General features: G+C 46.9%; 22 protein-coding genes. 12 read left to right on the plus strand and 10 right to left on the minus strand.

What is annotated here, in order from left to right:
- The first annotated feature begins 90 nt into the window (after positions 1 to 90).
- A complete protein-coding gene (locus V7Q13_RS06320; protein WP_333799834.1) occupies positions 91 to 708 on the plus strand; it encodes an acyl carrier protein phosphodiesterase in 618 nt (205 codons plus the stop codon).
- On the opposite strand, the gene V7Q13_RS06325 is transcribed toward V7Q13_RS06320, so the two are convergent.
- The 6 genes from V7Q13_RS06325 to prfA form a co-directional block, all read right to left on the minus strand.
- Complete coding sequence (locus V7Q13_RS06325) at positions 700 to 1,179, minus strand: GNAT family N-acetyltransferase (RefSeq protein WP_333799835.1); 480 nt, start codon at positions 1,177 to 1,179, stop codon at positions 700 to 702. The two genes, V7Q13_RS06320 and V7Q13_RS06325, sit on opposite strands and share 9 nt — an antisense overlap.
- Positions 1,180 to 1,218: 39 nt before the next feature.
- Positions 1,219 to 1,842, minus strand: a complete 624-nt coding sequence (gene lptC, locus V7Q13_RS06330) for an LPS export ABC transporter periplasmic protein LptC (protein ID WP_333799836.1) — start codon at positions 1,840 to 1,842, stop codon at positions 1,219 to 1,221.
- 15 nt (positions 1,843 to 1,857) lie between these two features.
- A complete protein-coding gene (locus V7Q13_RS06335) occupies positions 1,858 to 3,165 on the minus strand; it encodes a hypothetical protein (RefSeq protein ID WP_333799837.1) in 1,308 nt (435 codons plus the stop codon).
- On the minus strand, positions 3,158 to 3,895 hold the full coding sequence (locus V7Q13_RS06340) for a type III pantothenate kinase (RefSeq protein WP_333799838.1): 738 nt from the start codon (positions 3,893 to 3,895) through the stop codon (positions 3,158 to 3,160). Before V7Q13_RS06340 ends, V7Q13_RS06335 begins: the two co-directional genes overlap by 8 nt.
- A gap of 361 nt (positions 3,896 to 4,256) precedes the next feature.
- Positions 4,257 to 4,844, minus strand: coding sequence for a hypothetical protein (locus V7Q13_RS06345; protein ID WP_333799839.1), 588 nt, complete (start codon positions 4,842 to 4,844; stop codon positions 4,257 to 4,259).
- A gap of 165 nt (positions 4,845 to 5,009) precedes the next feature.
- Complete coding sequence (gene prfA / locus V7Q13_RS06350) at positions 5,010 to 6,074, minus strand: peptide chain release factor 1 (RefSeq protein ID WP_333799840.1); 1,065 nt, start codon at positions 6,072 to 6,074, stop codon at positions 5,010 to 5,012.
- A gap of 162 nt (positions 6,075 to 6,236) precedes the next feature.
- On the opposite strand from prfA, the gene V7Q13_RS06355 reads away from it, so the two are divergent.
- Positions 6,237 to 6,656, plus strand: a complete 420-nt coding sequence (locus V7Q13_RS06355) for a hypothetical protein (protein ID WP_333799841.1) — start codon at positions 6,237 to 6,239, stop codon at positions 6,654 to 6,656.
- A gap of 67 nt (positions 6,657 to 6,723) precedes the next feature.
- On the opposite strand, the gene V7Q13_RS06360 is transcribed toward V7Q13_RS06355, so the two are convergent.
- Positions 6,724 to 7,959 carry a caspase family protein gene (locus tag V7Q13_RS06360; RefSeq protein WP_333799842.1) on the minus strand — a complete coding sequence of 412 codons (1,236 nt, stop codon included), beginning with the start codon at positions 7,957 to 7,959 and terminating at the stop codon, positions 6,724 to 6,726.
- Positions 7,960 to 8,262: 303 nt separating this feature from the next.
- Here V7Q13_RS06360 and V7Q13_RS06365 point away from each other — a divergent pair, with 303 nt between their 5' ends.
- Positions 8,263 to 9,684 (plus strand): tetratricopeptide repeat protein, encoded by a 1,422-nt coding sequence (locus V7Q13_RS06365; protein ID WP_333799843.1) that lies wholly within the window; start codon positions 8,263 to 8,265, stop codon positions 9,682 to 9,684.
- Between the two features lie 19 nt (positions 9,685 to 9,703).
- Here the strand turns inward: V7Q13_RS06365 and V7Q13_RS06370 are convergent, their stop codons facing one another.
- A complete protein-coding gene (locus tag V7Q13_RS06370; protein WP_333799844.1) occupies positions 9,704 to 9,931 on the minus strand; it encodes a hypothetical protein in 228 nt (75 codons plus the stop codon).
- Between the two features lie 239 nt (positions 9,932 to 10,170).
- On the opposite strand from V7Q13_RS06370, the gene V7Q13_RS06375 reads away from it, so the two are divergent.
- The 9 genes from V7Q13_RS06375 to porG all read left to right on the plus strand — a co-directional run bounded on the left by V7Q13_RS06375 (position 10,171) and on the right by porG (position 18,770).
- Positions 10,171 to 11,187, plus strand: coding sequence for a dienelactone hydrolase family protein (locus V7Q13_RS06375; RefSeq protein ID WP_333799845.1), 1,017 nt, complete (start codon positions 10,171 to 10,173; stop codon positions 11,185 to 11,187).
- A gap of 105 nt (positions 11,188 to 11,292) precedes the next feature.
- On the plus strand, positions 11,293 to 12,597 hold the full coding sequence (gene murA / locus V7Q13_RS06380) for a UDP-N-acetylglucosamine 1-carboxyvinyltransferase (RefSeq protein ID WP_333799846.1): 1,305 nt from the start codon (positions 11,293 to 11,295) through the stop codon (positions 12,595 to 12,597).
- A gap of 69 nt (positions 12,598 to 12,666) precedes the next feature.
- Complete coding sequence (locus tag V7Q13_RS06385; RefSeq protein WP_333799847.1) at positions 12,667 to 13,122, plus strand: GatB/YqeY domain-containing protein; 456 nt, start codon at positions 12,667 to 12,669, stop codon at positions 13,120 to 13,122.
- Positions 13,123 to 13,213: 91 nt separating this feature from the next.
- Positions 13,214 to 13,759 carry a CvpA family protein gene (locus tag V7Q13_RS06390; RefSeq protein WP_333799848.1) on the plus strand — a complete coding sequence of 182 codons (546 nt, stop codon included), beginning with the start codon at positions 13,214 to 13,216 and terminating at the stop codon, positions 13,757 to 13,759.
- Positions 13,760 to 13,875: 116 nt separating this feature from the next.
- The gene (locus V7Q13_RS06395; protein WP_333799849.1) at positions 13,876 to 14,652 is read left to right on the plus strand and encodes an alpha/beta fold hydrolase; all 777 of its coding nucleotides are present in this window, start codon (positions 13,876 to 13,878) and stop codon (positions 14,650 to 14,652) included.
- Between the two features lie 24 nt (positions 14,653 to 14,676).
- Entirely contained in the window at positions 14,677 to 15,336 is a 660-nt protein-coding gene (locus V7Q13_RS06400) for a CBS domain-containing protein (RefSeq protein ID WP_333799850.1), read from the plus strand.
- A gap of 148 nt (positions 15,337 to 15,484) precedes the next feature.
- On the plus strand, positions 15,485 to 16,840 hold the full coding sequence (locus tag V7Q13_RS06405) for a POTRA domain-containing protein (RefSeq protein ID WP_333799851.1): 1,356 nt from the start codon (positions 15,485 to 15,487) through the stop codon (positions 16,838 to 16,840).
- Positions 16,841 to 16,906: 66 nt separating this feature from the next.
- Complete coding sequence (locus tag V7Q13_RS06410; RefSeq protein ID WP_333799852.1) at positions 16,907 to 17,785, plus strand: NAD kinase; 879 nt, start codon at positions 16,907 to 16,909, stop codon at positions 17,783 to 17,785.
- Positions 17,786 to 17,918: 133 nt separating this feature from the next.
- The gene (porG, locus tag V7Q13_RS06415; RefSeq protein WP_333799853.1) at positions 17,919 to 18,770 is read left to right on the plus strand and encodes a type IX secretion system protein PorG; all 852 of its coding nucleotides are present in this window, start codon (positions 17,919 to 17,921) and stop codon (positions 18,768 to 18,770) included.
- 107 nt (positions 18,771 to 18,877) lie between these two features.
- Here porG and tsf read toward each other — a convergent pair whose 3' ends face one another.
- The gene (gene tsf, locus V7Q13_RS06420) at positions 18,878 to 19,708 is read right to left on the minus strand and encodes a translation elongation factor Ts (RefSeq protein WP_333799854.1); all 831 of its coding nucleotides are present in this window, start codon (positions 19,706 to 19,708) and stop codon (positions 18,878 to 18,880) included.
- Positions 19,709 to 19,949: 241 nt separating this feature from the next.
- The gene (gene rpsB / locus V7Q13_RS06425) at positions 19,950 to 20,858 is read right to left on the minus strand and encodes a 30S ribosomal protein S2 (protein ID WP_333799855.1); all 909 of its coding nucleotides are present in this window, start codon (positions 20,856 to 20,858) and stop codon (positions 19,950 to 19,952) included.
- Positions 20,859 to 20,932: the final 74 nt, after the last annotated feature.

A 20,932-nucleotide genomic window follows, 5' to 3' on the forward strand; every position in this document is an offset into this window, starting at 1 on the left:
TGTTTTCGCACAACCTGTCCTGCATCAGGCTAGAGAAGGCATGGGGGTGTAATTGCCTTTTGCTCTTAGCAACTGGTGTATATTGCTGCAATGAATTATCTGGCGCATGCATACTGTTCGTTTCGGGAGCCGGGCTGGCTGGTGGGCAATATGATCAGCGATTTTGTAAAAGGCAAAAAACAATACGACTATCCGTCGGCTATACATACCGGCATTCGGTTACACCGCCTCATCGATACATTTACCGATGCACATGCTGCAGTGCAGGAAGCCAAAACTGTTTTCCGGCCGCACTATCGTTTATATGCCGGTGCTTTTGTAGATGTGAGTTTCGATTATTTCGTAGCCAACGACCCCCGTTGTTTTACCAACGCAGCAGCCCTCGAATCCTTTGCACAGTTTACCTACCAAACCCTGCAAGACCACCATGATGTGTTGCCCGAAAAATTTAAGGGGATGCTACACTACATGCGGTTGCAAAACTGGCTGTACCACTACCGCAGTATGTGGGGTATGGAAAAAAGTTTTGGCGGCGTAGTGCGGCGTAGCCAGCACCTTACCGATAGTGCTACTGGTTTTGCATTGTTTCAGCAACACCTGCCCTTGTTACAAGCATGTTACAATGCTTTCAGTGCCGATTTGTGGCCCATGCTGGAAGAATGGCGCCTGGCACAAATACACAATAGTGATGATTCTTCTTTACAATAAAATGCCCATGCGGTAGTTGTGTACCAACTGCCCTGCAGCGACACGGTTAGAGTAGTTGCGCAGCAGGCCTTCCGTTTCAAAGCCGGCTTTTTCGTACAGGCGTTTGGCCCTGGGGTTGTCGTCATCTACATCCAGTTCGAGTCGGGTATAGCCAAGGCTTTTGCAAAAATGAATCGTTTCATGCATCAGCAGTAATCCAAAACCGTTACGTACATATGTTGGATGAATAGCTACAGCGCCGATGTAAGCAGCATGCGCCATGCGGTGCGTGTAGCCGCTTATTTTTACCATGCCCACTGCATGCCCGTTGATCTCGAAAATATACTTGACACCTTCGTTGAGCTGTGCTGCAAAAATGGGTTCAAACGCATCTTTACTCATGGGTTCGTACAAGAGGTACGGGTTGTTTTCCGGTAAAAAATAGAGGTCGTATACAAAACTAAAATCGGCTACGGTTGCAGGTCGGAGCATGTTGATTATTTATCGCTTCAAAAAGCGGCAAATGTAGGGCTATTGGGGCTTGGCAACCGTTGGCTTACTGTTAAGTACGGGTTTCAAAGTATCCACTGGAGTGGCCGATGAATCGGCGGTTTCGCCCGGTAGCAGCACAGGGCCCACCACATTATCGATGGTGTATTTGCTAAAATCACTTTTACTTCTAAAGCCTGTGCCACGCAGGTTTCGGGTAAGGCTGCGGATGTACACCGAATCATCAGTATAAAACAATTCTTCTGTTTGATTCCACCATAGTGTTTGGCAAAGCAAAGTGTCGCCAACCATATTGTACACCACTACGCTGTCTTTCAAAAAAACTTTGTTGAGTCCTTCGTAGTAACGGGCAAATTTTGCCGTCACTACATTCTGCAGCACTCTGAGGTCGTTATAAAAATCTACATGGATGGTGTTGGGAAAATCGACATACTGTGTATCTCCTTTTACCCTTTGCATAGTGGGTGCAGTAAGGTAAGCGGCCAGGTTAGCACTTCTGCTAAAAATGGCTTTGATGTTTTTCCCTTCTTCTACCTCTTGAACTTTTCGGGTAAGGGCGGTTACCTCCTGCACATTGTTTTCGCAGGCCGTTGCTATGACAATAGCACTACAAATGATTAACCAATATGCTTTGGAAGTTGCCATGCAGCAAAGTAACCATTAATCAAACTTCCGCTTCTGAAACCACAGGTCGCCCAAGCTTATACCAACGTTGAGGCGGAAAAATGTTTCGCGGATAGGTACATCAGTATTTCCTCTCCTTCCGTATTCAAAAGAAGTATTGATAGCTGTGTACTGATTGGAGTAAACATTGTACCGGCGAATGGGCAAACCCATACCGAAGGTTACACCCCAAACGGGTAGCTGATTGCCCGCCACGGTTACCATGTCTTTACCGGTATAAAAACCAGCCCTGTATACCACTTTGCTAAAATAGCTTTTGCTGGTAGCAGCAGTTGGCGGTATAAAATGGCCGCCAAAACGAAGCATTTTGGTATTGGCCAATTGGTCGGCACGACCATAGAAGCGGAAGGTGCTCCAGTTAACTGTTTCGTATTCGCCACCAAACAGCCAGCTGCCTTCTTTTTCGAAAGTGAGGCCTACTGAGTAGCCTGCGGGCAGTTCAATTTTCCCGCTATTATCTTTTATGTTTTCTACTACATCAAGAGAGTCGGTACCCGTTGTAGCATTGTACACGAATGTTTGGCGAAGCAGGCTCTGGCTGGCATTTACACTGTTGCCCAAAAAGCCGTTTGCTCCAACCCTTGCGTAAAAATCTTTACCCAACTTTAGCTTGTACTGAAAACCAGCATCGGCGCTAAACTTGCTGTAAGAAGTGTTGCTTTTTTGCATGGCGTTGAAGTAAAACACCGAATCGTTGGTGATGACTCTTTCTGTGCTCAGGTCTTGCTGGCCAAACAAAAAGCCCACGTTGATACCTGCAGAAAAACCACCTACCCTATAGCCAGTGCCAATAAAGGCACGGTAGCTACCACCTTGCCCTTTGTAGCTGGTGAGTACACTATCAATGCCCGGCAATCGGCTGGCATCTGAAATATTATAAGCCACACGGGTGTAAGGGCGCAGGCCAAAAGCCATGCCCCATTTGGTCATCCCTTTTTTATCTTTTGCCAAAGGCATACCAATAGCCACGTAGTTGAACAACAAGTAACCCGATTGAGATTTGAGGGTTTTGGTTGGGTTAATCAACGACCTTGATTCCATTTCGGCACCCACATCAAACGTTACGGTTTGCAGTTGGCTGTACGAAGCAGGGTTCATAAAATTGACCGCCTGATAATCGGCATAGGCTGCGGAAATGCCGCCCATAGCCCTGTTGGTTACATTGCGGGAATTGTAGAGTTCACCAAGGCCGTAGCGGGAGTAGGGCGAATTAATTTGCGCCTTTGCCTGATAAAATAAAGAGATGGCAGACAAAACGGCCAATACTCGGAGCGGCTTAAACATTGAGGTCACAAATTGCATAAAGTCCTTTAAACAATAAATCGGGGTCGGCAAATATCAAGTTTTTGAGGTGGGGGGCCAAATGCACTAAATCACCCCCGGTTAAAAGCACGTTAAATGCCCCGTACTTCTGTTTGTAAGCATCTATAAACCCATCTATTTCTATGGCCAGCCCAAGCACCACGCCACTTTGAATGTTGGTTTTGGTATCGTAGCCCACCAGCGGCACGTTCCACTCGGGGTCTACAATGGGTAGTTTGGCGGTAAATGAATTGAGGGCTTTCATCCGCATCACCATGCCGGGGCTAATGCCACCGCCCAAAAATTCGTTCCGCACATTTACAAAGTTGTAGGTAACCGCAGAGCCGAGACCTATCACCAGGTTGTTTTGGCCGGGGTGCATTTGTACAGCAGCCGCACAAAGTGCTAAGCGGTCGGCACCAATTGTTTCTGGCTTGCCCACGGGGGTTGCAAAAGGCAATTTGCTGTTTGCCTGCAAAATATGGGCCTCGGTATGCTGGTGTAGCAGGTCTTCAATGCTTTTGTGGTGATTGATGACAGAAGACAGAATGCTGCATTCCGGCTGCCATTGGCGCAGCAGGCTTTCCATGCCGCTTGCTAAATCATCATCGAAATAGTGAACATCCACCAGCTGTTGCTGATGAAAAAGGGCAGCCTTTTGTCGGGTATTGCCAAAGTCAATACAAAGCGTTTTGCGAAGCCTGATGGGCATAAAAACATGAATTGGCTTCAAACCTATCGGAAAACATCAGTATTGCAAACTGTATACAAAAAATCAGCCCCAGTAGAAACTGGGGCCTCAACCAAAACTAACTGCTTATGAGAAAAAAATTAATTCGCTTGTTTGTATCAGTAAGACGTTGTGTGTGTTAGAAAGTTACCTGTGAGTGCTGTTAAAAATTTCAAAACCTCTTTATCTGTTCGGAACTCTAATTTACTATTTCCCGATCACAAAACAAAGTACTGAAATCTTGCACTAATAAATCATGATTTTAGTTCTGATTAACCGTGATTTAACACAGGTCTGCCAATGTTTTTGCAAGGCTTAACAGGCTGCTGATACAACTGTGACATTACTTGCCGAAAAAACCCTGAATCATGTCCATCAATCCGCCAGCACCACTATTGCCCGGCTGTTGCTCGTTGTTGCCCTTAACCTGATTGATGATGTTATTGAGATCTAATCCGCCACCGCCACTATTGCCGCCGCCGGTAAACTGACTAATGATGTTTCCAATATCCAACCCGCCCTGCTGGCCACCACCGGTGAGGCTACCAATAAGGCTGCTGATATTAAAGCCGCTGTCTTCGGGCGCAGTGCTGTTAGTACGTTTTACCAAAGTCTGCATAATCATGGGCAGCAATGAACCTGCAATACCTTTAGCCGTATTGCCATCAATGCCCAGTTTGCTGGTAATATTCTCTACAAACGAGCCCTGTGCCTGCTGGGCCAGTGGGTTGCTCATTACATTTTCTTCCTGCTGAAAAAGGCCCATGAGTTCCTGTACATTGCCATTGGCAATAGCTTGTTGCAACGTGCCGGCTACCGCATAGCTGGCTTCACTCATAACGGCATTGTTTTGTTCGTTAGGCACAGCAGGGTTTTGTACCACTTCGTTTTCGCCGTACTCTTTTACCATTTGCAATAGTTGATCTAACATATTATGAAGTTTGTAGGTAAGTTAATGCCAAAAGGGCTCCTTCAAAAAAAAATGACAAAAAATTTCTATTACCAGTTGCAACAATTGGGCAATTGATAAATGAAAAAATGGTTGCTGCGAAGCAACACTTCGTCAGCAACCATTCCGGCATAATGCACAATATTGCTACTGCATATTCGCCATTTTTTCAGTGTTTTCGGCGAGTTGCAAGGCTTCAATAAATTCATCAATCTCCCCACTCATTACAGCATCAAGGTTGTACACAGTGAGGCCTATGCGGTGGTCTGTTACTCTACCCTGCGGGTAGTTGTAGGTGCGAATTTTAGCGCTTCTGTCGCCGGTACTTACCAGTGTTTTCCGCTGGCGGGCTATTTCTTCTTCGTGCTTGCGTACCTGCTCTTCGTACAATCGGGTTCGTAGCATGGTCATGGCTTTTTCGCGGTTGCCCAGCTGGCTGCGTTCTGTTTGGCAAATTACAACGGTGCCCGTGGGTATGTGCGTTAGCATTACCTTGGTTTCTACCTTGTTTACGTTTTGGCCACCGGCACCACCGCTACGGGAGGTTTCCATTTTTACATCTGCAGGGTTTAGTTCAAAATCTACTTCTTCTGCTTCGGGCATTACAGCCACGGTAGCTGCCGATGTATGCACCCGTCCCTGAGTTTCGGTTGCGGGTACCCGCTGCACCCGATGCACCCCGCTTTCAAACTTAAGGGTGCCGTATACATCTTCGCCTTCTACTTCTACTACCACTTCTTTGTAGCCGCCCACGGTGCCTTCGCTTTCGCTTACCAAAGCCGTTTTCCAGCCTTTTTTGTTGCAGTAGCGCAGGTACATTTCCAACAGGTTGCCGGCAAATAAACTGGCTTCATCGCCACCTGTACCGGCACGTATTTCCAAAATGGCATTTTTATCATCCTGCGGGTCTTTGGGTATCAGCAGTTTTTTCAGGATGGCTTCCAACGTTTCGAAACGCTCAGTTAATACGGGCAATTCTTCTTTAGCCAGTTCCCGCATGTCGGCATCTTCGCCGGCCAGTAATTCTTTGCTGAATTCGAGGTCGGCCAGCACTTTTTTATACTCCTCAAAAGGTAGCACAATTTTTTCTAACTGGCGGTATTCTTTGCTCAGTGTACCAAACTCCTTTTGGTTGCTCACCACTTCGGGGTTGGTAAGGGCTACACCTACCTGTTCAAATCTTGCCTTTATGGCTTCCAGTTTATCAATCATATCAGAAAAATCCTTTTGGGGCGGCGAAGGTAACAAACCCTTGTTAGTTGTACCCTACACAATCTTTTTGCAAAACCATAACCAATTAGGAGTTAGGCTTTTTGATTTCATTAGTAAACGAATGTTTTCTCCGGCATTCCATATGTGCAAAATCATAATACTATGCGCAGTACATTTTTTACCCCCCACCGATTGGCTTTGATGGCAATGATGTTTGTAGCAACTGCTGTGCAAGCCCAGTACCGTGACCGAGATGATGACCGGTACGACCGCGACGACCGCTATGAAAGACGCTACGATGACCGCGACAGGATTGACGATAACCGAAGCCGAAACATGTATCCGGTAAGGCAGCGGCCCAATGCACCTTATGTACGGCCTACGCTTCGCCCATCGGGCATGCACATTTGGATAGATGCAGAATGGATTTGGCGCAATGGCCGCTATGCATACCAGCCCGGCTACTGGACCGTGCCCCGCAAGCACATGCAATATGTACCCGGCTACTGGCACCGCAGCCGTGGTGGTTGGATATGGGTACAAGGCTACTGGACGGGTGGCCGTGGCAGAGGCAGATGGTAATGAGCTGATGCCTAAAGCAAACCGGGCCGACGCAATGTCGGCCTGGTTTGTATGTATGTGAAAGATATTAGTTGATTCTAAAAATCGGATGCTGCACACAGGGTTTCTGCCCTACCGTGGGAATATCGCAAATGGTATTGTTGGCTTTTAGGATGGTTTGCTTTTGAGCGTCTTTAATAATCTGATCCCAGGTAACGCCCCGCATGGCATTGAAAGGGCTCAGCGAACGATCGAGTGCCGCTTTAAAATTGTAAGAAAAGAAGCCGCCATACGCCATATTGCCAGCTGCTAATTCACCTTTTGACGCTGCCGTCATCAATATGGAAACAGGCTTGGCAGGCATAAATAACGCCTGACATGTGTTTTTATCCCACGGTACGCCAGAGTTTCTGGTACGTGTTACATCGGCCATGGTGGGAGCTATGGCAGCAGGATCGCTGTTGCAGCAGTCGCTCATCACCAGGTTTACCCTCGCACCTTTTGCTTTTATCATATTGTAGATGATTTCCATGTTCAGCGAGTTTTCTTTCAGCGGTTCAAAACTAGCCTGCCTTAATACAAGGTGTGGAAACTGATGCTGGTCCTGTGGGTTGCTAAACCCGTGCCCGGTGTAATAAAACACAACAATGTCTTTGGGTGATGGGCGTAACGCCTGAATAGCAGCCTCTACATTTTTCTTGTTGTAGCTGGGGCCAAACACCGCCGTTTCTTTGAAGCCAATTCCCATGAACATAGCCAACTCTCGATAGTTTTTGGTTACTCTTAGCCGGTCTTTTTCACAGGTAGGTCCTATTTCTTCATCCTGCGTATCGGCCACCACCAGCAAGTGCAGGGTGGTGCCCAACTGATCGGGGCGTAAGGGCCTTACAGAAACATTGAACAAACTGGTATAAAATTCTTCGTCTTTATTAAAGAATTGAGATACTAATTCTTCTGTCAGGTCTTCGTCTGTTATCAATGAAGCGCCTTCATACTCCAGCACTTCAATCTGGTCATCTTCATCGTGGATTAAATCGCCTCTGAATACTTTCCATGGCACAAAAAAACCTTCTTCATCTTCAAAAAAACCAAATGCATCGAGTGCATATTTCTCCTGCATATTACCCCGCACCATTCGTGGATTTTCGCCCTGCAGCAGCATAAATGTTGTGTCCTTTTCCGTTCTCGACTGTGCCTTAAATGTTTCGATAGCTTCGGTCAAATCCATATCAACAACCGCATCTTGATTGCCTTTACTATCTGTAAAATGCACCCGTACAAAACCGGTACCATCATCGAACCGAACAATGAATGCTTCGTGCATTTGCGGCTCGCCGGTTGCTGCATTAAATGATTCGTAACTGCACCGGTAAATAGATTGGCCGAACGCAGTGAAAGCTCCAAAAAGACAAAGCATAAGAAGTGAGTAAAAACGCATAACAAGGGGTTTGAAGAGGGTGTAAAAAGAAGCAGGACATCAAGTTGCTTTTTGAATGTACGTTTCATTTTTGGCTTTAGCAAGTTCTGCGGTGGCTTGTATAATATTGCAAATAAGAAAAATCTGACAACGACTGTTTTGGAATGCCGGCATTGCCACTTACATTCACGCAACACCGCTCAATAGATCATGCAACTACCTTACGTCACCCGTCCGTTTTTTATATTATTTATCATCTTCATGTGTGTAGGCATGGCCTTTGCCCAACGGCAAAAGGAAGACAGCCTTAGAAAACTGTTGGCGAAGCCCGCAGCAGATACGCATACTGTAATACGTCAATGGCAGCTGGCCGACCAAATGAATAAGCACACTCCCGACACGGCTTTGTATCTGGCACAGCAGGCCCTATCGCTGGCGCAGCAGTTGGGATACACCGAAGGTGAATCGAGGTCATTGGGGGTTATTGCAAATACGCTCATTAAACTGGGCAACTATCCCACAGCATTGGATTACTACCTGCGCAAATTACAAATTGAAGAAACCAGAAACATGCCCCGCAACCTGGCAAGTGTAGTGATGAATATTGGAGTGGTTTACATGTTTCAGCAAGAGTATAGAGAAGCTTTGCGCTACTATTTGCGGGCCGATTCTTTAATTGAAAAATTTAGCCTGAATGATATACGATACAACAGCGCACTCAACATTGGCGACTTGTACGATCGTATGCAAATCAACGATTCTGCTTACCTGTTTTTTAGTAAGTCGCTCATGCTGGCAACAGCTGCATCGGATAGTGGATTTATGGCTACCTCCATGGTAGGACTTGGCCACAGCACCCAAAAACAACAACAGTACGACAGGGCTGCGCAATATTATTACACCGCCATACCCTTACTGATAAACGCCAGCGACAATGATTTGCTTTGCGAAGCATACCTGGGCCTGGCACGCTTATTTCAGCGGTTGCAGCGTAGTGATTCGGCTATTTATTTTGCCACTCAATCTTTTGAGCTGGCGCAAAAAGTAAACTTTCCTTCCCGTGCTCTCGATGCTGCACAAATGCTTACTACGTTATACAAAAACAATCGACGGCCAGATAGTGCTTTTGCTTTTTTAGAAAGAGCCACCATACTAAGCGATTCCATCAATAGCCGGCAGCGGGTAAGGCAAATGGAAATGCTTTCTACCAACGAGCAACTGCGCCAGCAAGAAGCAGCTATTAACCGCATGAAAGCTCAGGAGGAAAGATCGAAACAACTGCAATACCTGTTCATCAGCATTTTTATTCCGCTGGTATTTTTGTGCACTTTCTTTTTGAGTAAGCGAAAAATACATACCCGTGTTATCCGCTTTATGGGTATCATTTCACTGCTCATATTATTTGAGTTTCTAACGCTGTTACTTCATCCGCTGGTAGCTGAATTTACCCATCACAACCCAGTGTATGAGTTACTCATTTTTGTAAGTATAGCATCGTTGCTTATACCTGCACACCACCGGTTGGAGCATTGGATAATTGAAAAGCTTACCAACAGGCCTGCCGGCACCTTACCCGCCTACATGGTACGGCTGAAAACACTACGGCTAAAAATAAAAAAGCCGGCTCCGTAAGTGAGCCGGCTTTTCAGCATTATTGCTGTGCAGGTGGTGGTGTATTGGGTGTTACCACTGGTCGGGTAGAGGCAGAATCTCGCACCACAGAATCTTCTACCGGTGCGGTAGAGTCAGCAGCGGGGGCTGCGGTGGTAGTTTCAGCAGGTTTTTCTTCCGACGAACCACAGGCGGTTACAAAAAAAGAGGCCATCATTACAGCGGCCATCATTGCAAAACGAAAAGACTTCAGCGGGCTTAGTTGCATGGTATAAAAAAATTTAATGATGGGTAAGTTAACTGTTTCCCTCGTTGATTCAAAACACAGCTGCTATTTTTTAACCTGTCGGTATTGATCCCTTCTAATAGCGAAACTGTGGAGAAGCCAGCTTTTTTGGGCATTGCGGCACAATTTATCTCTTGCCCTTGCACATTTTGGCACTAATATTGAAGTTCAAAAGTGGCTGTAAATATTTTACAGCTGGTACGGTTTGTTTCAGATTACTTATGAATTACCTGGAAAGATGCAGCAGGCTGGCTGCACTTATCCTGCTAAGTGTGTGCTTGCTCAGCAGCACCGGGCAGGCACAAGTGCAAACACCCCGATACACCAAAGTAAACCTCAATTGCAACGGCTTTTATGAATACCTACCCAGCGGGTATGCCAATAATCCTTCGCAAAAATTTCCACTGATAGTATTTGTACATGGCCTTGGCGAACTGGGCGATGGATCTGCTGCCAAGCTGCCACTGGTGCTTCGTAATGGCCCACCTAAACTCATCAACAACAAGTCATGGCCCGATTCTTTTAATGTAGAAGGTCAGTGGCACAAACCCATCGTGATATCACCACAGTTTATAGAATGGCCTACACCGGGCGACATGGATACGTTGGTGAACTATTTGATGGCAACGTACAAAGTAGATCGCAGTCGTATTTATGTAACAGGCCTTAGCATGGGTGGCGGTGTTACGTGGAACTATGCCAGCAACAGTGCCGCAATATGCCGCAAAATTGCCGCCATTGTACCCGTTTGTGGCGCCACTACCCCCAGCACAGCCCGTGGTGCCACCATGGCCAAGCACAACCTGCCTGTGTGGGCCACCCACAACCAAACCGACCCCACCGTGCCCGTAAGCAACACCGATAATTATGTGAGTTACATCAATGGTGCCGCAGTGCCTCCCAATCCGCTGGCCCGCAAAACCATTTTTCCGGTTTCGGGGCACGATGCATGGAGCAATACTTACAACCCAAGCTATAGAGAGAATGGCAAGAATGTATACGAATGGATGCTGCAGTTTAGGCGGGAATTTACCAGCACATGGGTGGGAGGCACCGCTACTGCCTGGGATAACAATGCCAACTGGAGCGAAGGCATTGTGCCCGATGCCAATACACATGTCATCATCAATAGCGGCAATGTAATTATGCGTAGAAACGCGGAAGTGAAAAGCTTAACGGTAGCTCCCGGAGCTTCATTTCGGGTGGATGCAGGCTATAAGCTCAGTATTATACAATAAGCAAGAAGTAAGTTTTCGTATTGCATTTTTTAGTGCTGCAACTATTTGGCATTTTCGCAGCTACAGCAAGGCGGCCACTGTCAATCGTCATGCTGGCGAAAGCGTATGAGTCAATTTGTAGTAAGAGGCGGCCACAAACTCAGCGGCACTATTGTGCCACAAGGCGCCAAAAACGAAGCCCTGCAAATCATTTCGGCTGTGTTGCTCACCGCCGAGCCTGTAACCATTACCAATATACCTGATATACTGGATGTAAACCTGCTGATAGAACTGCTGCAGGAGATGGGTGTAAAAGTGCAAAGGCCTCAGCGGGACACCTGCATTTTTCAGGCCGATGATGTAGATGTTGATTATCTGCACAGCCCCGCTTTTCATAAAAAAAGTGGTAAGCTGCGGGGCAGTGTGATGCTCGCAGGCCCCATGCTGGCCCGGTTTAAAAAAGCCTTTGTACCCAAGCCCGGTGGCGATAAAATTGGCCGCCGCCGGCTCGATACCCATATTATCGGTTTTGAAAAACTGGGCGCCACATTCACCTATCATCCCGAAGATGGCTTTTACCACCTGAGTGGCGATGCCATGAAGGGAACCTATATTTTGCTGGATGAACCCAGTGTAACCGGGACTGCCAACATTGTAATGGCCGCATCGCTTACACCCGGCACCACTACCATTTACAACGCCGCCTGCGAACCTTACCTGCAGCAGCTCTGCGCCATGATTAACCGCATGGGTGGCAAGATTAGCGGCATTGGCAGCAACCTGCTCAGCATTGAAGGTGTAAGCTCTTTGAAAGGTACCGAGCACCGCATGCTGCCCGATATGATTGAGATTGGCAGCTTCATTGGCCTCGCCGCCATGACGCAAAGCAATATCCGCATTCAGGGTTGTGGCATTCCGCACCTCGGCATCATTCCCGAAAAGTTTCGGCAGCTGGGTATTCAGTTCAGTATTGAAGGTGATGATATTGTAGTGCCCGAGCAAGACAGCTACGAAATTCAAACCTATATGGACGGTGGTGTACTCACCATTTACGATCATCCGTGGCCGGGCCTCACCCCCGACCTGCTAAGCATTATGCTTGTAGTAGCTACACAAGCCCGGGGCAGTGTACTCATACACCAAAAAATGTTTGAAAGCCGCCTGTTTTTTACCGACAAACTCATAGATATGGGTGCCCAAATTATATTGTGCGACCCGCATCGTGCCGCCGTTATCGGTCTTGGCCGCAGCCAAAACCTGCGGGGCATTACCATGAGCAGCCCCGACATTCGGGCAGGTGTAGCATTGCTCATTGCCGCCCTGAGTGCCGATGGCAAAAGTGTGATTCAAAACATTGAACAGATAGACCGTGGTTATCAAAACATCGACGGCCGCCTGCAGGCATTGGGAGCACACATTGTACGGGAGTAATGGCCGCATATTCACGTACCTTGCAGTGCCAAACCATCATTCTTTTTGCAAATAAAAAACAGCAATACCATGAGCTTAGAAACACAGATAATGGAGCAATTGAAAGAAGCCATGAAGGCAAAGAACGAAGCCAAACTACGTTCGTTGCGGGCCATTAAAGCAGCCATTATTTTGGCCAAAACCAGCGAAGGTGCCAATGGCGAAATCAGTGCCGACGATGAAATGAAACTCTTGCAAAAGCTGGTGAAGCAGCGCAAAGACAGCCTCGATATTTACACCCAGCAAGGCCGCGCCGATTTGGCGGTGAAGGAGCAGGAAGAAATTGATGTCATCAATTTGTTTTTGCCCAAGCAAATGACCGAAGAAGAATTGAAAACAGCCATTGCCGCCATACTGGCCGAAACCGGTGCCAGCAGCCCTGCCGATATGGGCAAGGTAATGGGCGTGGCCACCAAGCAATTGGCGGGTAAAGCCGATGGTAAAGCCATTAGCGCCATGGTAAAAGCCCAGCTCAGCGGTCAATAGTTTTTGCCTGATCAAATACAATAAACCCGCTGCTTCCATCGATCGTATGGGCAGCGGGTTTTGTTTTACTGCATCGCCTATTTTTATCTGTATGACGATTGATATCATTGCATTAGTAGTATTGGCCATTGCCGTGTGGAAAGGGCTACAAAAAGGATTGATTGTTGGGCTGTTTTCTTTCATTGGCATTTTTGTGGGTGCTGCAGCTGCTCTCAAACTCAGCGGCATGGCCGGCCAATACTTGCTGGCACACTTTCCCAACCTCGGGCCTTGGGTACCGCTATTATCGTTCATACTCGTTTTTGCCGGGGTAGTTATTTTGGTGCGAATCATTGCCGCCTTTATTGAAAAAACACTGGAATGGAGCATGATGGGATGGGCCAATAAACTCGGCGGCATCTTGTTTTTTACCCTGCTGTATGCATTGCTGTTTAGCATTGCTCTTTTTTATGCCGATAAAATGGCCTTGCTTTCTGCCGATACCAAGCAGGCTTCTGTAGCTTATAGCATGTTGCAGCCCATGGCTCCGGTACTCATGGATGGCATCGGTAAGCTTATTCCTGTTTTCAAAGATTTGTTTGGCCAGTTGGAAGCCGCATTCGATGGCCTTACCACCCCGGCACAAAAACCTGCTTAAGCATTGCAGGCCAACATATTGCAGGCTGTATAGTCAAATCCTTTATATTAGCGGCATTCGCCATTCCTATGGATGCGAATTATTATTTTTACTGAGCATAAAGGCCACGTAGTTACATGCCGTACGAGATAAAACATAAAGACAAATTCAAGTATATAGAAGTAGGTGAGGGTGAACCCCTACTACTGCTGCATGGGTTGTTTGGAGCACTCAGCAATTTCAAAGATCTGGTGGAGCACTTCAGGCTCACACACAAGGTGATTGTACCGATGCTGCCATTGTTCGATCTGGATATTTTTCATACCTCGGTTGGCGGGCTCGAAAAGCACGTTCAGAAATTCATTGAAACTTTAGACCTGCACAACATTCACCTGCTGGGCAATAGCCTTGGCGGTCATGTAGCCCTGGTACATATTCTCAAGCACCCCGAACGCATTAAAACACTCATCCTCACCGGTAGCTCAGGATTGTTTGAAAATGGCATGGGCGATACTTATCCCAAGCGTGGCGATTACGAATACATCCGTAAGAAAACCGAAATGACTTTTTACGATCCCAAAGTGGCATCCAAAGAGCTGGTAGACGAAGTGTTTGAAATCACCAACAACCGATTGAAAGTGATTAAGATTATTGCCTTGGCTAAGAGTGCCATCCGAAATAATCTGGGTGAAGAACTGAATCAGATACAACAACCTACGCTCCTAATTTGGGGCAACAACGATATTATTACGCCGCCGTTTGTAGGCCGAGAGTTCAACAAACTCATTCCCAACAGCGAGTTGCACATTATCGATCATTGTGGCCACGCCCCTATGATGGAAGTGCCGCAGGAGTTTAATGAGGTGCTTTCCCGATTTTTAACAAAGCACAGTGAGCCAACCGTTGTTGCTTAGCGTATTGTTTAAAAAAAATACACCATGCTTAACCAACAGTTGATATCGCCCCTGATTACAGCACTGCAGCCCGGGCAAACTGTTGAGCAAGCACTGCTGCAAATGGAAGACCAGGAGGTTGCCCATTTACCCCTTGTAAAAAACGGCAAGCTGGAAGCACTCATAGCCGAAGCAGATTTGCTGGATGCCAACAGCAACGATACTTTGGAATCATTGTTTCAGTATTCACCCATTATTGCTGTGGCTGCAGAGCAGCATTTTCTTACAGCAGTGGCCAGCCTGGTAGGCAGGCAGCTTACAGTAGTGCCTGTAGTAACCGGCCAGTATGAATACATAGGTTGCATAACTGCGCAGCAATTGCTGCAGTATTTGGCACAAATGATTGGGGCCAATAGCGGCGGTGCCCTGCTGGTTGTAGAAATGGAGCCCCATCAGTTTAGCATCAGTGAGCTTTCGAAACTGATTGAAACAAACGATGCACACATTACTCAGCTCAATACTGCAGTTCATCCGGAAACGGGCATGCTGTTGGTAACCATTCGCATCAATAAAAATGAGGTAAGTGATATTGTAGCCACGCTACAGCGGTACGATTATCACCTGGTGTTTTATGCTGGCGAAGAGCATTATGAAAATGAGCTGCGCCAAAACTATCAGCACCTCATGAATTTTTTAACCATGTAGGATTGGGCAGTTTCCCCTGAGCCCCTACCTTTCCTGTTCGTCTATAAAAAAAGGGATTGAGTGCATGCTGCTGAGAAAGGTAATTTTTTGTACACTGCTGATGATGATTTGCGCCACCTGCTGGTGCCAGCGGTCCAGTACAAAAGCCTTGAGCGATACACTGCAACCAGCTTTTAACCCCGACGGCAGTATCGACACCAGCAAAACAACTATCCGAAGCATTTCTATAGTAGGCAACCGTGTTACCCGCGAAGCGATTGTATACCGCGAAGTAGCCATCCGGTCTGGCATTAACTACACCAACGCCGATCTCGAAAAAAAAATGCGCCTTACCAAGGAGCAACTCATGAATACAACACTGTTTGTATCCGTTGAGCTTAGCCGTGTACCTGCCGGCGATGGCTTTTGCGATGTTCAAATTGTAGTAAGCGAACGATGGTATTTGTTTCCATTGCCCTACTTTAAAGTAGTAGACCGCAACTGGAATGTGTGGATTAATGATTACAAAGCCAGCCTCGACAGAACACTTTTTGGCGTAAAAATTGCCCACAACAATACCACCGGCAGAAATGATAAAATGAACGTCTGGATTATTGGTGGCTACACACAGCAGGTTGAGTTTAAGTACCAACTACCTTACGTAGACAAGAAAATGGAAAAAGGTTTTACGGTGGGCATGAACTACGGCCGCAACCGCGAAATCAACTACGCTACCGATAGCAACAAACAATTGTTCAGATCCTTGCCGAGTTTTGGCAGAGATTACCTGCGGGTGGAAGCCGCTTTCTCTTACCGCAAGGGTAGCCAAAAGCGTTTTTACCTGCGTTCTGTATTTGGTTGGGAAAAAATTGATACGGCTTTTTACAACCTCAATCCAAATTATCTCAACGGCCAGCTATCGGCCAGCTATCTCGATATAATTGCCAACTACCAGTATTTCAATGTGGACTATATACCCTTTCCGCTGCGTGGATGGTACATAGATATGAATGCCAGTCATCGTTTTTCCAAAGCTTTAAGCATGAGCCAGATTGGTGGCCGTGCACTTGCTACCTGGGAGTTTTTGCCCAAAACGTATATCAATTTTCAAACAGCTTTTGCTTACACACTGCAGCGGCAGCAAGCGTATTTTAACAACCGCTTGATGGGCTACGGCAGCCTGTACATGCAGGGCCTGGAGTACAATGTGATTGATGGAACCTTTGGCATTATGGGCCGCACCACATTGCGCCGTAAGTTGTTTAGCACCACCTTTAAAGGGCCCGAAAAATGGAAGACCTACAGCCGCATCCCCTTTACTTTTTACCTGAAAGGCTATGGCAACCTGGGGTATGTGTATGACAAAGTGCCGGGCGTTACCAACTTTATGAACAACCGCCTGCTGCGTACTGCCGGCTTGGGTTTAGAAATTGCCAGTATTTACGACGCCGTACTCAAGTTAGAATATAGTTTCAATCAGTTTGGCCAGAGTGGTTTTTTCATACACACCAGTGCCGACTTTTAGCAATAAGCCAGTAGCTTAGCCCTGCAAGCTGGTTGAATAACCAAAAAATGAAGTAGAACAATCCTCATGAAAGTTGCGATATATAGCCGGGGCATCGAAGTAGAACAAATGGAACATTATGCATGGTTGCTGCAAGAGCTCACCCTTCAGAAAGCCAGTATACTGTTGTACAAATCGCTGGCCAGCACCGATAGTTATCCTTTTTTGCAGAAATACAAGTACGATGTATTTGAAACAGATACCCACCTGGACGAAACAGTAGACTGTGTGATAAGCCTTGGTGGCGATGGCACTGTGCTGGATGCTGCCATTCTTATACGTGGCAAAGGCATTCCACTACTGGGTATCAATTTTGGCCGGTTGGGCTTTTTGGCCACGTTGGGCAAAGAAGCACTGAAGCAAGCCGTGGAAGCCCTTGTACACCGCAGCTATCATATAGACCAGCGTACACTCATACATGTAGATGCCGATGTACCACTTTTTGCAGCGGCACCAATTGCCCTCAATGAGTTTGTAATACACAAAAGAGATTTTTCGCCAATGATAAAAATTCACACCTACCTCAACGGTGAATTTTTAAATACCTACTGGGCCGATGGTGTAATTGTAGCTACACCCACTGGTAGTACAGGCTACAACCTAAGTTGCAATGGTCCAATTGTTTTTCCTGAAAGTAAATCGCTGGTGATAACACCCATTGCCCCGCATAACCTCAATGTGCGTAGCATTATTGTTCCTGATGACAACATTGTAAGTTTTGAAGTAGAAGGCCGTGCCGAAAACTTTATGTGTGCCATGGATGCCCGCCGCGAAGTAGTAGATATTAAAACACAGGTAGCAGTGCGTAAAGAATCATTTACCGTTGGGCTTGTACGCCTGAGTGAAAATACTTTTTTGGAAACCCTGCGTAAAAAACTGGCATGGGGATTGGATATCAGAAATTGAAGTCCGTTAAACAAGCAGGCTTTGTACTTTTTTGTTCACAACGCTTAAAAAAAGCTGCACAGAGCCGCTGTTGAGTGCATACCAAACCTGTTGCACATTCGTTTTACTCGGGTACCCAGTTACTTTGCATACAATGAAAAAATGTTTTTTTGCAATACTATTACTAATAGCTGCTGCCTTGCCGGGCAAAAGTCAGCTGTATGAATCAACGGTGCTCAATGGTGAGTTTGGCGTAGCCGTGGGTGCCGCCCATTATTTTGGCGACCTCAATACCAATGCCAGTTTGAGTCGGCCAAAGCCTGCTATTTCATTATTATTCAGAAAGCAATTTGGCAATTACATAGCCCTTCGGCTGCAGGGTACCTACGCCCGGCTTGGCTATAGCGATGTTCACAGTAAAAACATAACGGAGCGTACCCGCAACCTTAGTTTCAATACCGACGTATTTGAGTTGGCATTGATGGGCGATTTCAACTTTTTCCGTTTCATCCCCGGCCAGAGAGACTACAACTTTACGCCATACGTTACGTTTGGTGCAGGCTTTTTCACCTACGATCCTTACGCATTTTTGGCTGGCGAAAAATACTTTTTACGCCCATTGGGCACCGAAGGACAAGGCTCGGCACTATACCCCGACCGCAAGCCTTACAGTAGCATGGCCGTAAGTTTTCCTATTGGCATTGGCATCAAGTACAACCTCTCGGCACGTACCAACCTGACGTTTGAAATTACCCACCGCTTTACCAATACCGATTACCTCGATGATGTGAGCACTACTTATGCTGGTGCGGCGGCATTTCCCAACCTGCCCGATGGCAGCCCATCGCCTGCATTTTTACTGCAAGACCGTAGTTACGAATTAGGCCCGCCCATCGGTACAACCGGCAGGCAGCGGGGCAATAGTTTGCAAAAAGACCAATTCATTACTGCACAAATCGGTATTACGTTTAACCTTACTTCTTATCGTTGCCCTACGGCTTACTAAGCTTGCAGCGGCTACATTTTTCCTTTATAACCTAGAATAGAAAAGGCCCACCGTTTGGTGGGCCTTCCTTATGGTATGCACTGTTGGGCAGTGCAGGTTTTCGATGATTATCCCAGCGCTACACGCTTAAAGCCGAGCACCTGTACATCGCTGCCCAAGTATTCTGCTACGGTTTTGCTGCTGTCTTTTACAAAAGGCTGTTGCATCAATGTGTTTTCTTTAAAGAAAGCATTGAGTTTGCCTTCGGCAATTTTTGCAATCATTTCCTCAGGCTTACCGGCCATTTTTGGATCGTTCTTCATTTGATCGATCACAATAGCACGTTCACGTTCGATGGTTTCGGCAGATACGCTTGAAGCATCAACGGCCAGTGGGTTCATGGCAGCAATTTGCATCGCTACGTCTTTACCTGCATCAGCAGCTTCTTTGCTCAGGCCTACCAATACGCCCATGCGGTATGCACCGTGGATGTAAGAGGCTACGTATTCAGCGTCTACACGCTCAAACTTGCTGATACCGATTTTTTCGCCGATAGAAGCCAGTTTGTCGTTGATGAGTTCAGCAACCTTAGTACCGTTTACGCTTACTTCAGCCAGTTCTTCTGCGCTTTTTACGTTGTTGGCAATAGCTGCGTCGGCAATGCTTTGTGCAAAGGCAACGAAGTCAGCATTCTTAGATACGAAGTCAGTTTCGCAGCTGATGCACACGGCAATACCGGTTTTGTTGTCGGCAGTGGTTTGTGCAATTACTACACCTTCTTTGGCTTCGCGGTCGCTACGCTTGGCAGCAATCTTCTGGCCTTGCTTACGCAACCAGTCGATGGCAGCTTCGAAGTCGCCGTTGGTTTCAGTCAGCGCTTTGCGGCAATCCATCATACCGGCACCGGTAGCCTGACGGAGTTTATTAATATCAGCAGCGGTAATTGTTACAGTTGACATATGAGTTGAATTTGAAAATTTGACAAGGTGAAAATTTGAGCATGAAGCAGGCGATACTGTTTCACATTCGTTTTTCAAATCAGGAGCATGGTCGTTATTAAACATGCTCCGGTGCGATACCCAAAGTTCGTTTGGTAGCAGCGCAAACCGGAGCAGGTTTTATTATGGTTTCATTAAGTACAACAAAGGATGCAGCCTAATGAACAAAACCGATGGGCCTAAGCCCAAGGGCTACCGGACATTAGCGGCCACCACCACCGGCAGGCTTACGACCACCGCCGCCAGCATTGGCTACGCGACGACGGGGAGCACCACCAGGACCAGCAGCGTTGCCGCTGTTGGCACCACGGCCACGGCCACCACGACCAGCACGGTCACGGTCTTCGCCACCTTCTTCGGCATCAAAACGAGCCGATGCTTCGGTTACTTCTTCTTCAGTATCCTCTTCTTTAGCAGCCTGACGCTCAGCCAAACCTTCGGCAATAGCAGCAGTGAGGTAGTTTACGATGATAGCGATAGACTTGGTAGCGTCATCGTTGGCAGGAACGGCGAAGTCTACTTTGTTGGGATCGCAGTTGGTATCTACCATACCGAGGGTAGTGATACCGAGGCGACGGGCTTCAGCCAAAGCGATGTGCTCGTGGCCAATATCTACCAAAAACAGGGCAGCAGGAATGCGGCTCATGTTGGCAATACCGCCGAGTACCTTTTCCATTTTGTCCTTATCACGGGTCAAAGTGAGGCGTTCTTTCTTGGTAATGCTTTCCAGTGTACCGTCGTTCAGCATTTTTTCGATGCTCTGCATTTTCTTCACACTCTTACGCACGGTGTTGAAGTTGGTGAGCATACCACCCAACCAACGTTCAGTAACGTAAGGCATGTTTACACGCTGAGCACATTCAGTTACGATTTCTTTTGCCTGCTTTTTGGTAGCCACAAACATGATTTTTTTACCGCTCTTGGCAATTTGCTTAAGTGCGGCTGCAGACTCCTGCAGACCTTCTACTGTTTTGTTGAGGTCGATGATGTGGATGCCTTTCTTTTCGGCAAAAATGTAAGGCAGCATTTTGGGGTTCCACTTCTTTTTGAGGTGACCAAAGTGTACACCTGCATCGAGAAGCTGCTGCTGGAGAGAAGTATTTTGTTCCATTTGAATGACTTGTTTGTTGTTTGTAGTTTTTTGTTTGTTGTTGGTTTGTGCCGTTTGGAAAACCAACAACAACA

The organism is Phnomibacter sp., assembly GCF_036803085.1.
Lineage (GTDB): Bacteria > Bacteroidota > Bacteroidia > Chitinophagales > Chitinophagaceae > Phnomibacter.